This is a genomic window from Prevotella sp. AM23-5 (assembly GCF_003473645.1).
Taxonomy (GTDB): Bacteria; Bacteroidota; Bacteroidia; order Bacteroidales; family Bacteroidaceae; genus Prevotella; species Prevotella copri_A.
The window spans coordinates 26,307-39,735 of record NZ_QUCG01000002.1; the positions used below are offsets into that span (position 1 = coordinate 26,307).

Here is a 13,429-nt window from a genome sequence, read left to right on the forward strand (position 1 = left end):
GAATGCTGAATGTTGAGTTGCAGAATGGCTGACGAATTCATCCGTCTGAGATTCTGCATTCATCATTCTACACTCAACATTCAACATATATAAAAAAAGAATTTGTTACTTCTTCTTGAGTTCCTCGATGGTAGCCTTCAGGGCAGCAATCTTCTCTACAGAGTCGCTTTCCTTCTTGCGCTCCAGAGCCACTACCTTCTCAGGGGCGTGAGCTACGAAGTTCTCATTGCTGAGCTTCTTGCAAACGCCCATCAGGAAGCCCTCCAGGTGCTTGAGCTGAGCCTCTGCCTTCTCAATCTCGGCTGCGACGTCGATGAGGTCGCCCAATGGTACGGCAAACTCGTCGGTGCCTACCATGAAGCTGGATGCATCGGCACTCTTCTCGGCGATGACCTCAATCTTGTCGAGGTTAGCCATCTTCAGCGTTACGTCGTTGTATGCCTCGAAATCGTTCTTGCCTACTACCTGAAGAGACAACTGCTCCTTCTGGGCAATGTTCTTCTGGTTGCGAACGGTACGAACACCGGCGATAATCTGCTTCACTGCCTCAATGTCGGCTGCCAACTTCTGCTCCTCAGCTGTAGGTGCAGGAATCTCCAGCTTCTCGCGCATGATGCTCTCGCCATCCTTGCGGTCGTAGATGTGCTGCCACAACTCCTCGGTGATGAATGGCATGAATGGATGCAACATCTTCAGGAGGGCATCGAAGAAACGGAGGGTAGCGTCGTAGCTCTTCTGGTCGATAGGCTGACCGTAAGCTGGCTTCACCATCTCCAGGTACCAAGATGAGAACTCATCCCAGAACAGCTTATATACAGTCATCAATGCCTCAGAGATACGGTAGTCCTTAAACTGCTTCTGCATCTCCTCGTTCACCTCCTTGAGCTTGGCGTCAAACCACTTCACGGCGATTTCAGCACTCTTAGGCTGCTCGATATCCGCAGTCTCCCAACCCTTCACGAGGCGGAAGGCATTCCAGATCTTATTGTTGAAGTTACGTCCCTGCTCGCAAAGGCTCTCGTCGAAGAGGATGTCGTTGCCGGCTGGAGCACTGAGCATCATACCCATACGAACGCCGTCGGCACCAAACTTGTCAATCAGATCCAATGGGTCTGGTGAGTTGCCGAGACTCTTGCTCATCTTGCGACCCAGCTTATCGCGAACGATACCTGTGAAATATACGTGCTTGAATGGCATCTTGCCACGATACTCGTAGCCAGCCATGATCATACGTGCTACCCAGAAGAAGATGATATCCGGACCAGTTACGAGGTCGGAAGTAGGGTAGTAGTAGTTGATCTCCTCGTTGTCAGGATGCTCGATGCCATCAAACAGAGAGATTGGCCACAACCATGAAGAGAACCAGGTGTCGAGGCAGTCGCTCTCCTGCTCAAGATCCTCAGCCTTGATGCTGGCGTTCTTCTCCTGAGCGAGCTTCAGAGCCTCCTCTGCAGTCTCTGCTACCACGAAATCCTTCTTGCCGGCATTGTCGAAGTAGTAGGCTGGGATGCGGTGACCCCACCAGAGCTGACGGCTGATACACCAGTCCTTGATGTTCTCCAACCAGTGGCGATAGGTGTTCTTGTACTTCTTAGGATAGAACTCGATGTCATCGTCCATCACTGGAGGGAGGGCGATGTCAGCAAAGTGCTGCATCTTGAGGAACCACTGTGTAGAAAGCTTTGGTTCGATAGGCACATTGGTACGCTCAGAGAAGCCCACCTTATTATTATAGTCCTCAATCTTTTCCATCAATCCGGCGTTCTGAAGGTCGATGGAAATCTGCTTGCGCACGTCCATGCGGTCCATACCTACATAGAGACCTGCAGCCTCGCTGATGGTACCGTTGTCGTTGAAGATATCGATGGTCTCCAAGCCGTGCTTCAAACCGAGGGCGTGGTCGTTGATATCGTGAGCTGGAGTTACCTTCAAGCATCCGGTACCGAACTCGATATCTACGTATGTATCCTCGATAACAGGAATCTCGCGGTTTACGAGAGGCACGATTACGTGCTTACCCTTCAGCCAGGTATTCTTCTTATCCTCTGGGTTGATACACATGGCAGAGTCGCCCATGATGGTCTCCGGACGGGTTGTTGCTACCACAGCATAGTAGCCCTTCTCATCCTTGTGCATCACGTTCTCCTCGTCCACCTGCTGGCAGTCCTGCTCTACTACATAATACTTCAAGTGGTAGAGCTTAGAGTGCTCGTCCTTGTAGATAACCTCCTCGTCAGAGAGTGCAGTCTGGGCCTGAGGGTCCCAGTTAACCATTCGCACGCCACGATAGATGAGTCCCTTCTGGTAGAGGTCGCAGAAAACGTGGATTACGGCACGAGAGCGGGTCTCGTCCATGGTGAATGCTGTGCGGTCCCAGTCGCAGCTGGCACCGAGCTTGCGGAGCTGCTTGAGGATGATGCCGCCGTGCTCGTGAGTCCAGTCCCAAGCATGCTTGAGGAACTCATCGCGAGTGAGGTCAGTCTTCTTGATACCCTGCTGAGCGAGGCGATTTACCACCTTAGCCTCGGTAGCGATACTAGCGTGGTCGGTACCTGGTACCCAGCAAGCGTTCTTGCCCTCCATGCGTGCACGGCGAACGAGAATATCCTGGATAGTATTGTTGAGCATGTGTCCCATGTGGAGCACACCTGTTACGTTTGGTGGAGGGATTACCACCGTATAAGGTTCACGACCATCTGGCTTAGAGCTGAAAAGCTTGTTGTCGAGCCAGTACTGATACCATTTACTTTCCACTGCTTGTGGATCGTATTTACTTGCTAATTCCATTGTTTCTATCTAATTTTTATTCTTTTTCTTTCTTTTTCCTTAAAAAACGGTGCAAAGATACGAATTTTTGAGCGAAAAATGCTATCTTTGCATCAAAATTATTAATTTTTGCACAAAACGATGGTTAGTAATGCAGTAAAAAAGTAGAAATATGAATTGGGATATTATGGGAGCTTGGTTTCTCTTTAATGTCATGGTATGTGTGGCAGCTGTTTCTTTCGCCATATTTCTTAATACGAAAGCGGGGAAGAAGTGGAAGAAGAACCTTTAAAAATTATGGAACTGATCTTTCGCAAGTGGTTTAAGTACGCCCTGAAAGGGCAGAAATAAAGATGGCAAGCTGGCTCCACACGCCCTGAAAGGGCAGAAGCTCCTAGCCCAAGGCATCGCCCTGGGTATATTGGCAGTCAACAAGGCGCCCTGTAAGGGCAAAAGCTTTGTATGTTGGCTGGTACTTGAAAGCTTTTGCCCTTACAGGGCGATAGGCATGCGTCCATAAATCCCCAGGGCGATGCCCTGGGCTAGGAGCTTCTGCCCTTTCAGGGCGTATGGGGCAACCCTCGTTGTTTCATGGCGTATGGGGCAGCCCTCGTTGATTCATGGCGTATGGGGGCAAACCTCGTTAGTTCTGTGCGTGGGGCTTATTTGTGAACTTGAATGTAGAATATTAAACACTTGAATATAATATATTTAAACAATGCATACGAAAGAAGAGAAAATGGCGGCGTTCAGCCGCTTGCTGGATGTGCAGGACCGTTTGCGCCTGCAGTGTCCATGGGATAAGAAGCAGACATTTGAGAGTCTTCGTCCGAATACCATCGAGGAGACTTTCGAGCTTTGTGACGCCTTGATGAAGCGCGATTACAAGGATATCAAGAAGGAGTTGGGCGATGTGCTGGAGCACGTGATGTTCTATAGCATCATCGGCAGAGAAGACGGCGAGTTCGATATCTGTGATGTCTGCAATCAGGAAGCTGACAAACTGATGTTCCGCCATCCTTTCATCAACTGGAAGGAAGAGGGAGAATGGACTGTGGCGAATCCTGATATGTATATCAATGATGAGGGACAGGTGGTATATAGAGAGTCGGAAGTGGAAGAAGAGAAGGCAGAAACTGCCAATTCGGAAGAAACCCTGGCTCTTAGTGTCACCAAACCCAAGAATGCTGCCTCGGTAGAGAAAACCTGGGAGCAGATCAAGCAGCAGGAGAAAGATGGCAACGAGCGCGTTCTGAGCGGTGTGCCAAATTCCCTGCCATCCCTTATCAAGGCCTATCGCATTCAGGACAAGGCACGAAACGTGGGCTTCGACTGGAAGGAGAAGGAGGATGTATGGGATAAGGTACACGAAGAACTGGAAGAACTCAAGGCAGAACTTGCCAAGGATGACAAGGAAAACTCAACCCAGGAACTCGGCGATTTCCTCTTCTCCGTCATCAATGCAGCCCGTCTCTATAAGCTCAATCCTGACAATGCGCTGGAGAAGACAAACCAGAAGTTTATCCGCCGTTTCAACTATGTAGAAGATCATTCGCTCAAGCAGGGTAAGAATCTGAAAGACATGAGTTTGGAAGAGATGGATAAACTGTGGGATGAAGCCAAGAAACAGGAAAGACTTCAGAAAGAATCGTAAGCTTCAATAGGAGGAGCTTCATGATAAACAAGATAAATAGGACGTTTTTATAACAACAAAAACTATAAGGATTATGAAAAGATTAGTTTATATGATGATGGCTTTGGTGGTACTCTTTGCTGCCAATAGCTGCAAGGATAAGAAAACCGCACAGGTAATCACTCCTACAGATTCCCTCGATCTGGAGGAAGTTGCCGATGATTCAACCATCTACGGTGTTTGTGGTGAGGGAACTTCCATGCACAATCTGGAGCTGATTTCTGATGAGGGTGACACGCTCTCTGTCTTCATCGATGATGAGCAGCCAGACATCGTGCAGGGTGGTTTGCTGGCAGGCGACCGCATCGCTCTTATCGGTTACAAGGCACAGGATGGAGAGATGATGGCACAGAAAATCATCAATCTTACTTCACTCTTGGGTAAATGGACTTCGCTCGACAAGAACTTCGACTTGCTGGAAGGTGGAGAGGTAAAAAACAATGTGAAGGCTGAGACCAATCCTTGGACTTCATGGAAAATCCTGAACGGAAAGCTCCTGCTCAACAAGGATACCTTTGCCATCGACAAACTGGGCTCTGACAGCTTGATGCTGGAAAATACCCAGGGCATCTATGTCTTCAAGCGCCAGGAGTAAATTGTCATTCTAAATTTTAGATTAAGTTGGAACCATTTAAGATACATATACTGGGGTGTGGCAGTGCGCTGCCAACCCTGAAACACAATGCTTCCTCGCAGCTCATAGAGATGCGGGGAAAGTGCTATATGATAGATTGTGGCGAGGGTGCACAGATGCAGTTCCGTCGTTCCCATATCCATTTCTCCAAGCTCAATGCCATCTTCATCACCCACATGCATGGAGACCATTGCTTTGGTTTGATGGGCTTGCTTTCTACGCTCGGAATGCTCGGACGAACATCTAAGTTAAGAGTCTATGCTCCAAAGGATTATGCTACTCTGTTTAAACAACAGGTTGACTTCTTTATGCAGACGATGGAGTATGAGATGGAGATGATTCCGGTGGATACGGAGAAACAGCAGATAATCTATGAAGATCATTCTCTGTCGGTGGAGACGGTGCCTCTGAAGCATCGTCTGCCATGCTGCGGCTATATCTTCAGAGAGAAGCCTACGCTGCCTCATATCAAGAGGGATATGATAGATTACTACGGCATCCCGATCAGTCAGATCAACAACATCAAGAATGGGGCTGACTGGACCAACGAAGATGGCGAGGTGATTCCGAATGCCCGTCTGGTGACACCTGCCGACACGCCCCGCAGTTATGCCTATATGAGTGATACCCGATATATTCCGAATCTCTGGGAAAAGGTGAAGGGGGTTACGGTACTTTATCATGAAAGTACTTATACTTCGGAGCAGGAAGACCGGGCTAAGATCTACAACCATAGTACGGCGAAGCAGGCTGCGATGGTGGCAAAGGCTGCCGGGGTAGGCAAGTTGCTCCTGGGACATTATAGTGCGAGATATAATGATGAGACGGTTCTACTGAAAGAAGCCAAAGAGGTTTTCGAGGAAAGCTATCTCACCAATGAAGGAATGGTTATCTCGGTATAAAAACAACCTTGCATCAAAAAAAATTTGTTTTTTGGTGCAAGGTTTTGTGTTGATATTCGTTTAATATATAAAAGATAGAGAAAATTGGAATCTGAAAAACTACTTTTGCACGACATCAAAGGCGGCAGTCGGGCGGCGATGCACCGGCTCTACGACCGCTACGTAGGATATGCCATGGCGGTAGCGCTGAGGTATGTCCCTTTACGTGATGATGCGGAGGATGTGGTGCAGGATAGTTTTGTGAAACTTTTCTCTGGTATTGCCAACTTCGAGTACAGGGGCGAAGGCTCGCTGAAGGCGTGGTTTCTCCGGATTGTGGCAAATGAGGCTATCAGCTTTACCCGAAGGCAGAGTCGCATCACTTTCGTGGATGAAGTTCCGGAAGATGTGAGTGACGACGAACCGGAGGTAGAACGGGTGCCGCCTGCCGTATTGACGAAGATGATCGGTGAATTGCCCGAGGGCTATCGACTGGTTCTGAACATGTTTGTGTTTGAGCAAAGAAGCCATAAGGAAATTGCTGATCTGCTGGGTATCAAGGAGAGTACCTCTGCCTCGCAATATCTAAGAGCCAAGAAGTTTCTGGCAAAGAAAATAAATGAATATCTAAATAATATAAACGAGAAAGAATATGAGTAATCAAGATTGGACAAGCAAACTTCAAGACCAGTTGGCAGGCTATCAGGAGTCTGTCAGCCACGACTTGTGGGCAGGCATTGAACAATCGCTTGCTCAGAATCATATAGAATCTGTTTCGTCGAATCCACAGACGATAGCTTCAGAAAGTTCAGAATCAGCTGATTCAAACGTTGGTTCAGAGGCTAAAAAGAATGCCAGGGTTTTACACGACAGTTCAGAGGCTAAAAAGGATGCCAGGATAGTCTATTTCAAGCGATGGTCTGCGGCTGCAGCAGCCGTGGCTTTATTGGGAATAGGTGGAAGCTATGTTTATCTGCACCAGGAGGATGTGGAAAAGGGTAATCTGCAATTGGCTGCATCCCAACCCGCTCCATCCCCCGTTGTTTCTGCGGATTTGCAATCCGCTGCATCTCAATCCGCTCCATCCCACGCTGTTTCAGCGGATTTGCAATCCGCTGCATCTCAACCAGCTCCATCCCCCGTTGTTTCATCGGATTTGCAATCCGCTGCATCTCAACCAGCTCCATCCCTCGTTGTTTCAGCGGATTTGCAATCCGCTGCATCCCAAAAGAAGATGGGTAATGTTCTTGAGAAAGAATCTGAGAATGAAATCTCTTTGCTTGCAGAGAAATCCAATCATAAGGCCTTAACCCGCTCTACCGATCATCATGCGGCAGCGTATGCTTCTCAATCTTATCATTTTGAAAAAAATGAGGAGGTTTCTGGCTGGTCGATGCAACTCTATGCCGAAAACCTGACGCCAAGTTTGGGCGGTGTGAATTCCGACGCGTCTGGAGGCTATAATGATTTTAGCTATGGAACGATGGCAGAACCGATGCCTGGTGTCATCCCTGATCCAACGGCTGGAGGCATATATGGAGAAGAATATCTCTTGGCATCCTATAAGGCGATTCAAAGAAACCAGCAGGGGAATGCCAAGCATCATGCTCCGGTTTCTGTTGGTCTGCAGGTAGCCTTTGGCATTGCACCTCGTCTGTCTTTGAGCACGGGCTTGGTATATACACGCACTTCTTCTGATTTTTATCCATATGCATCAAGTAGTAGCTACAATGTTCATCAGGTGCTTCATTATGTGGGTATTCCGGTGGGATTGAATTATGAATTCTGGCAGAGTGGAGGTTTCCATGCTTACGTGATGGCTGGTGCTGAGGCTGATTACAATGTGAAGAATGATACCGAAGAAGAGGGAGTAAAGAAAGAGAATGCCAAGCGCGACAGAGTGCAGTTCTCAGGAAAGGCTTCGCTCGGTGCGCAGTATGACATCACGCCAAAGGTGGGTCTGTATATCGAACCGGGTGCTAAATATTATTTCGATAACGGAAGTCATGTGGAAAATACCTTCAAGGATAAGAAGTTGAATTTCAATCTCCAGTTCGGTTTGAGATTCAATCTATAGTATAAAAGAGGGTGTGTCATAAGTCTAGATAATGGCAGCCGAGGACGGGCTGAAAGCCCAAAAGCTCCTAGCCCAGGGCATCGCCCTGGGTAATGTTTGCAAAAAGCAAAGTCGCCCTGAAAGGGCAAAAGCTTTGAAATTGAAAGCTTTTGCCCTTTCAGGGCGACTGGTTTACATCCACAAATACCCAGGGCGATGCCCTGGGCTAGGAGCTTCTGCCCTTTCAGGGCGTGTGGATGCAAAACACACTCTTCTTTCAGGGCGTATTGGATGTGACTTATGCCCCCCCTTTATACTATTTCTTCAAAAGCCTCTCACTCATGTTGAGTGCAGCCTTTCTACCATCTCCCATGGCAAGGATTACGGTAGCACCACCTCTTACGATGTCGCCGCCAGCATAGATTTCCTCAATAGAACTCTGCATCTGGTCATTTACGGCAATCGTATTCTTTCTGCCGAGTTCCAATCCCTCGATGCTCTGAGGAACGAGTGGGTTAGGGCTTACACCAACTGCTACGATTACCTGGTCGCACTCCAAAGTGATGGTCTCGCCTGTTGCTTCCGGACGGCGACGGCCGCTGGCATCAGGCTCTCCGAGCTGCATCACATCCAAGACCACAGCCTTTACTGCGCCCTTCTCATCCGCCTCATATTCCTTTGGATTATGTAAGGGCATGAAGTTGATGCCTTCTTCCTTGGCATGCTTCACCTCCTCAAGTCGGGCTGGCATTTCTGCCTCCGAACGGCGATAAACCAATGTTACCTCGGCTCCCAGACGCTTAGCGGTGCGGCAGCTGTCCATCGCTGTGTTTCCACCACCTACTACCACCACCTTCTTACCCAGGTTGATAGGGGTGTCGGTGTGAGGGTTGGCTGCATCCATCAGGTTCACACGGGTAAGATACTCGTTGGATGACATGATGTTCAAGGCGTTCTCACCAGGGATATTCATGAAGTTAGGAAGTCCTGCTCCCGAACCAACGAAGAATCCCTTGAATCCCTGTTCTTCCAAATTCTTCACGGAGATAGTCTTGCCCACGATGCAGTCGGTAATGAACTTCACACCCATCTTCTGGAGATTCTCTATCTCTACATCCACGATGGCGTTTGGCAATCGGAACTCTGGAATACCATATTTCAATACACCGCCTATCTCGTGCAGAGCCTCGAACACGGTGACGTCGAATCCCTTCTTCGCCATATCGCCAGCAAAGCTCAAGCCGGAAGGACCTGAACCCACTACCGCCACCTTGATGCCGTTTGCCTCATCGCATTCAGGCACAGAGATGTTGCCACTTTGACGCTCGTAGTCGGCTGCGAAACGCTCCAGGTAGCCGATGGCTACGGCTGGCTCGTTCATCTTGAGATGTACGCACTTGCTCTCGCACTGTTTCTCCTGAGGACAAACACGACCGCAAACGGCTGGTAGGGCAGAGGTGTTCTTCAGAACCTTGGCTGCAGCAAGGAACTGCCCACGCTCGATGTTCTTGATGAAGGATGGGATGTTGATGCTCACTGGGCAGCCCTCCATACAGGTTGGTTTCGGACAGTCGAGACAGCGCTTTGCCTCTGTCAAAGCCATCTCCTTGGTCAAACCGATGTTTACTTCCTCGGTGCGGGTAGTTGCACGATAAACTGGGTCCAGTTCTGGCATCTTGACGCGCTCGATAGCGGTGCGTTCCTTTGCTTTCATCGATGCACGTAACTCCTTGCGCCACTCTGCGTTACGGTCGGTCAGTTCTTCTATGGATGCATCTGTCGGCTCCACATCCATCGTAATGTCTGTAGTCTCCTTCTTCTTCCCTGCATCCACTGTAGCCAGGTGTTCCTCGAAGTGCTCCATCTCCTCGCGCTCTACATCCTTGAAGGTGCCCATACGCTTGAACATCTCATCCCAATCTACCTGGGCGCCATCAAACTCCGGACCATCGATGCAGACAAACTTGGTCTTGCCGCCGATGGTGAGACGGCAGGCACCGCACATACCGGTACCATCTACCATGATGGTATTAAGCGATACATCAGTAGAAAGATTATATTTCTGGGTAAGGAGGCAGCAGAACTTCATCATGATAGGAGGACCGATGGCGAACACCTTATCTATATGTTCCTGATTGATGAGCTTTTCGATGCCCACGGTTACTACGCCTTTCTCGCCGTAGCTTCCGTCATCGGTCATGATGATGAGTTCGTCGCTGGATGCACGCACCTCATCTTCCATGATGACGAGGTCCTTGCTTCTGCCTGCAATCACGCTGAGCACACGGTTGCCTGCTGCCTTGAGTGCCTTGATGATAGGGAGCATGGGAGCTACACCTACGCCACCACCTGCACAGATCACGGTACCGAAGTTCTCGATGTGGGTAGGGTTTCCGAGTGGTCCCACCACGTCGTGAATCTCATCGCCCTCGTTCAGGGCGCAAAGCTTGGTAGAGGAGAGTCCTACCTTCTGTACCACCAGTGTGATGGTGCCTTTCTCGATATCAGCATCGGCGATGGTCAGCGGCATGCGCTCGCTGTTGTTATCTACACGGATGATGACGAAGTTGCCAGCCTTGCGGCTCTTGGCGATGAGTGGAGCTTCCACATCGAAACGGAATACCTTTTCAGAGTATTGTATTTTCTTGATAATCTTGTTCATGGGCTATTAACTTTTTATGTTGAATACTATTTTTGATTCTATTTCTTATTAGTTATCTTGATGTTTGCTCATGGTATATAAAATGCAAAAGGATAACTGCGGCCGCCTTTTGGGTAGCCGAAGTTATCCTCGTACAATATGTTTTATTTTAATTTTATCGAATGAATCGATGTTTTATCGAATGAATCGAATTAATCGAAGTTCTTGTCGTCGAGCATTTCGAATCCGCAGTAAGGAACCAATACCTTAGGAACGCGGATACCCTCTGGAGTCTGGTTGTTCTCCAGGATGGTTGCTACGATACGTGGCAAGGCGAGAGCAGAACCGTTAAGGGTGTGGCAAAGCTCAATCTTCTTGTCCTCTGCATGGCGGTAGCGGCAGTGGAGTCGGTTAGCCTGGTAGCTCTCGAAGTTAGATACTGATGAAACCTCCAGCCAGCGACCCTGTGCTGCGCTCCATGTCTCGAAGTCGTAGCAGATAGAAGAGGTGAAGCTCATATCACCACCGCAGAGACGGAGGATGTGGTATGGCAACTCCAGCTTCTTCAAGAGACCCTCTACGTGGTCGAGCATCTCGTTCAGGCTCTCGTATGAGTGACCTGGCTTATCGATGCGTACAATCTCTACCTTGTCGAACTGGTGCAGGCGGTTCAAGCCACGAACGTCCTTGCCATAGCTACCAGCCTCACGACGGAAGCAGGCAGAGTAAGCGCAGCGCTTGATAGGGAGATCCTTCTCATCGAGGATAACATCGCGGAAGATGTTGGTTACAGGAACCTCGGCAGTAGGGATGAGGAAGAGGTTGTCGAGATTAGCGTGATACATCTGACCCTCCTTGTCTGGCAACTGACCTGTGCCGCGACCAGAATCCTCGTTAACTACGTAAGGAGGCTGAATCTCCAGGTATCCGCTCTTGCGGGCCTCATCGAGGAAGAATGCCTCGAGAGCACGCTGGAAGCGAGCCATCTTGCCGATATATACAGGGAAACCAGCGCCTGTGATCTTCACACCGAGGTCGAAGTCAACGAGGTTGTACTTCTTCAGGAGATCCCAGTGGCAGAGAGCGTCTGCGCCGAGGTTAGGCTTTTCGCCGCCTTCCTTTACAACTACATTGTCAGCAGCATCCTTACCTTCAGGAACCTGCTCGCAAGGAATGTTAGGGATTTCGAGCAACTGGTTGGTCATATCATTCTGAGCCTTCTCCATAATCTCTTCCAGAGCCTTGGCATCAGCCTTGAGCATAGCTACCTGAGCCTTAGCGCTCTCAGCTTCCTCTTTCTTGCCTTCCTTCATCAGGGCACCAATCTGCTTGGCAAACTGGTTAGCCTGCTGCTTGTTGTTATCCAACTTCTGCTGAGCTTCGCGACGAATCTTGTCGTACTCCAAAACTTTCTCTACTGCCTCACGAGCATTTGGAAAATGCTTCTTTTCGAGACCTTTAACTACACGTTCAGTTTCTTCACTGATGAGTTTAAGTGTAAGCATAATATTTCTTTTTTATATTAATTTTCCTATTTGAAGGCAAAATTACAAAAAATATTTGTGATAGCGCAAAAAAATGCCAACTTTTTTGCAGAGAAGGGTAGAATTAAAGTTTTTTCGTGGTTTTTATGGGGGTTAAACGAAGAAAGCCTGCTCTAGGTATGAGCAGGCTTCTATGTTGTTTGTTTGGAATAGTTTTTTCTAAAACTTTAAAATTTAAGCGTCAGCTTTCTTAGTCTTCTCAGCGTAAACCTCTGGAGAGAGAACAGAAACTGTACTCTTGTCCTTGCGGCCCTTGTGGAAGTAAACGATACCGTCTGCCAAAGCATACAATGTATCATCCTTACCCTGAGCTACGTTCTCACCTGGGAAGTGCTTGTTACCACGCTGGCGAACGATGATGTTACCTGCGATGATGCTCTGACCACCCCAGATCTTAACGCCTAATCTTTGTGAAGCTGATTCACGGCCGTTCTTAGAACTACCAACACCTTTCTTATGTGCCATTTTCTAATTCCTCCTAATTTTAAGCGATTACAGATTTGATTGATACCTCAGTGAACTGTGCACGGTGACCGTTCTTCTTGCGATAGTCCTTGCGGCGCTTCATCTTGAAGACGATAACCTTGTCACCCTTTACGAGTGGGTTCACTACTTCTACTACTACTTTTGCACCCTCTACAGCTGGTGCACCGACAGTGATTGCGCCGTCCTTGTCAACGAGCAAAACCTTGTCGAACTCAACAGTCTGACCTGCCTCAACATCCTTGATGTGATGTACGAAGAGCTTCTTGCCCTCCTCAGCCTTGAACTGCTGACCGTTAATTTCTACGATTGCGTACATTTAATTATTTATATAAACGGGTTTTTCCGCGAGGCGTCCTGCATCGTGCCGGATCTTTACCGAGCCCCAACGAACTTAACTTTTTCTGTAATATTTGCCCAATCCATGAGCATTCGGGGTGCAAAATTACTTATTTTCTATGAAATAAGAGAATAAAGGGATGAAAAACCTTCTTCTTTTAGGAAGAATTAACAAAGACGTAGGCCTATTAACAAAAAGTGGGTAATAAAAAGTGGGTATTAACAAAAAAGGGGGTATAAACAAAAAAAGCGATGACCTTCACAGGCTACCGCTCCAAATCTTCAATAGGTATTAGTTTTCCTTAAGGTAAAAAGATTGTTTTCAGGATAACTGCTGCAAAGGTAAGGCTTATTTTTGATATCTCCAAATCTTTTTGAAACTTTTTTTGGCT

10 protein-coding genes are annotated in these 13,429 nt (G+C 48.2%); 5 read left to right on the forward strand and 5 right to left on the reverse strand.

Annotation, left to right across the window (positions count from 1 at the left end; all coding sequences use genetic code 11):
• Nucleotides 1-105: 105 nt before the first annotated feature.
• Nucleotides 106-2,787 (reverse strand): valine--tRNA ligase, encoded by a 2,682-nt coding sequence (locus tag DW657_RS00840; protein ID WP_118311059.1) that lies wholly within the window; start codon nt 2,785-2,787, stop codon nt 106-108.
• A gap of 697 nt (nt 2,788-3,484) precedes the next feature.
• Here DW657_RS00840 and mazG point away from each other — a divergent pair.
• From mazG to DW657_RS00865, 5 genes are all read left to right on the forward strand, one after another.
• Nucleotides 3,485-4,420, forward strand: a complete 936-nt coding sequence (gene mazG, locus DW657_RS00845) for a nucleoside triphosphate pyrophosphohydrolase (RefSeq protein WP_118311060.1) — start codon at nt 3,485-3,487, stop codon at nt 4,418-4,420.
• A gap of 73 nt (nt 4,421-4,493) precedes the next feature.
• Nucleotides 4,494-5,054, forward strand: a complete 561-nt coding sequence (locus tag DW657_RS00850; RefSeq protein WP_118311061.1) for a hypothetical protein — start codon at nt 4,494-4,496, stop codon at nt 5,052-5,054.
• Between the two features lie 26 nt (nt 5,055-5,080).
• Nucleotides 5,081-5,995, forward strand: a complete 915-nt coding sequence (locus tag DW657_RS00855; protein ID WP_118311062.1) for a ribonuclease Z — start codon at nt 5,081-5,083, stop codon at nt 5,993-5,995.
• A gap of 105 nt (nt 5,996-6,100) precedes the next feature.
• Nucleotides 6,101-6,634, forward strand: coding sequence for an RNA polymerase sigma factor (locus DW657_RS00860; RefSeq protein ID WP_367383238.1), 534 nt, complete (start codon nt 6,101-6,103; stop codon nt 6,632-6,634).
• Nucleotides 6,627-8,051, forward strand: a complete 1,425-nt coding sequence (locus DW657_RS00865; protein ID WP_118311063.1) for an outer membrane beta-barrel protein — start codon at nt 6,627-6,629, stop codon at nt 8,049-8,051. The genes DW657_RS00860 and DW657_RS00865 overlap by 8 nt, the downstream gene beginning before the upstream one ends.
• Before the next feature lie 295 nt (nt 8,052-8,346).
• Here the strand turns inward: DW657_RS00865 and DW657_RS00875 are convergent, their stop codons facing one another.
• The 4 genes from DW657_RS00875 to rplU form a co-directional block, all read right to left on the reverse strand.
• Nucleotides 8,347-10,692 carry a bifunctional dihydroorotate dehydrogenase B NAD binding subunit/NADPH-dependent glutamate synthase gene (locus DW657_RS00875; protein WP_118311065.1) on the reverse strand — a complete coding sequence of 782 codons (2,346 nt, stop codon included), beginning with the start codon at nt 10,690-10,692 and terminating at the stop codon, nt 8,347-8,349.
• A 191-nt stretch (nt 10,693-10,883) separates the two neighbouring features.
• Nucleotides 10,884-12,176, reverse strand: a complete 1,293-nt coding sequence (gene serS / locus DW657_RS00880; protein WP_117663378.1) for a serine--tRNA ligase — start codon at nt 12,174-12,176, stop codon at nt 10,884-10,886.
• A gap of 213 nt (nt 12,177-12,389) precedes the next feature.
• On the reverse strand, nt 12,390-12,680 hold the full coding sequence (gene rpmA, locus DW657_RS00885; protein WP_006848684.1) for a 50S ribosomal protein L27: 291 nt from the start codon (nt 12,678-12,680) through the stop codon (nt 12,390-12,392).
• A 19-nt stretch (nt 12,681-12,699) separates the two neighbouring features.
• Entirely contained in the window at nt 12,700-13,017 is a 318-nt protein-coding gene (gene rplU / locus DW657_RS00890; protein WP_089543391.1) for a 50S ribosomal protein L21, read from the reverse strand.
• Nucleotides 13,018-13,429 lie beyond the last annotated feature (412 nt).

Coding starts and splice junctions, on each gene's coding strand:
- DW657_RS00840 (WP_118311059.1), bottom strand. CDS start 2,787: ATGGAATTAGCAAGTAAATACGATCCACAAGCAGTGGAAAGTAAATGG.
- mazG (WP_118311060.1), top strand. CDS start 3,485: ATGCATACGAAAGAAGAGAAAATGGCGGCGTTCAGCCGCTTGCTGGAT.
- DW657_RS00850 (WP_118311061.1), top strand. CDS start 4,494: ATGAAAAGATTAGTTTATATGATGATGGCTTTGGTGGTACTCTTTGCT.
- DW657_RS00865 (WP_118311063.1), top strand. CDS start 6,627: ATGAGTAATCAAGATTGGACAAGCAAACTTCAAGACCAGTTGGCAGGC.
- DW657_RS00875 (WP_118311065.1), bottom strand. CDS start 10,692: ATGAACAAGATTATCAAGAAAATACAATACTCTGAAAAGGTATTCCGT.
- serS (WP_117663378.1), bottom strand. CDS start 12,176: ATGCTTACACTTAAACTCATCAGTGAAGAAACTGAACGTGTAGTTAAA.
- rpmA (WP_006848684.1), bottom strand. CDS start 12,680: ATGGCACATAAGAAAGGTGTTGGTAGTTCTAAGAACGGCCGTGAATCA.
- rplU (WP_089543391.1), bottom strand. CDS start 13,017: ATGTACGCAATCGTAGAAATTAACGGTCAGCAGTTCAAGGCTGAGGAG.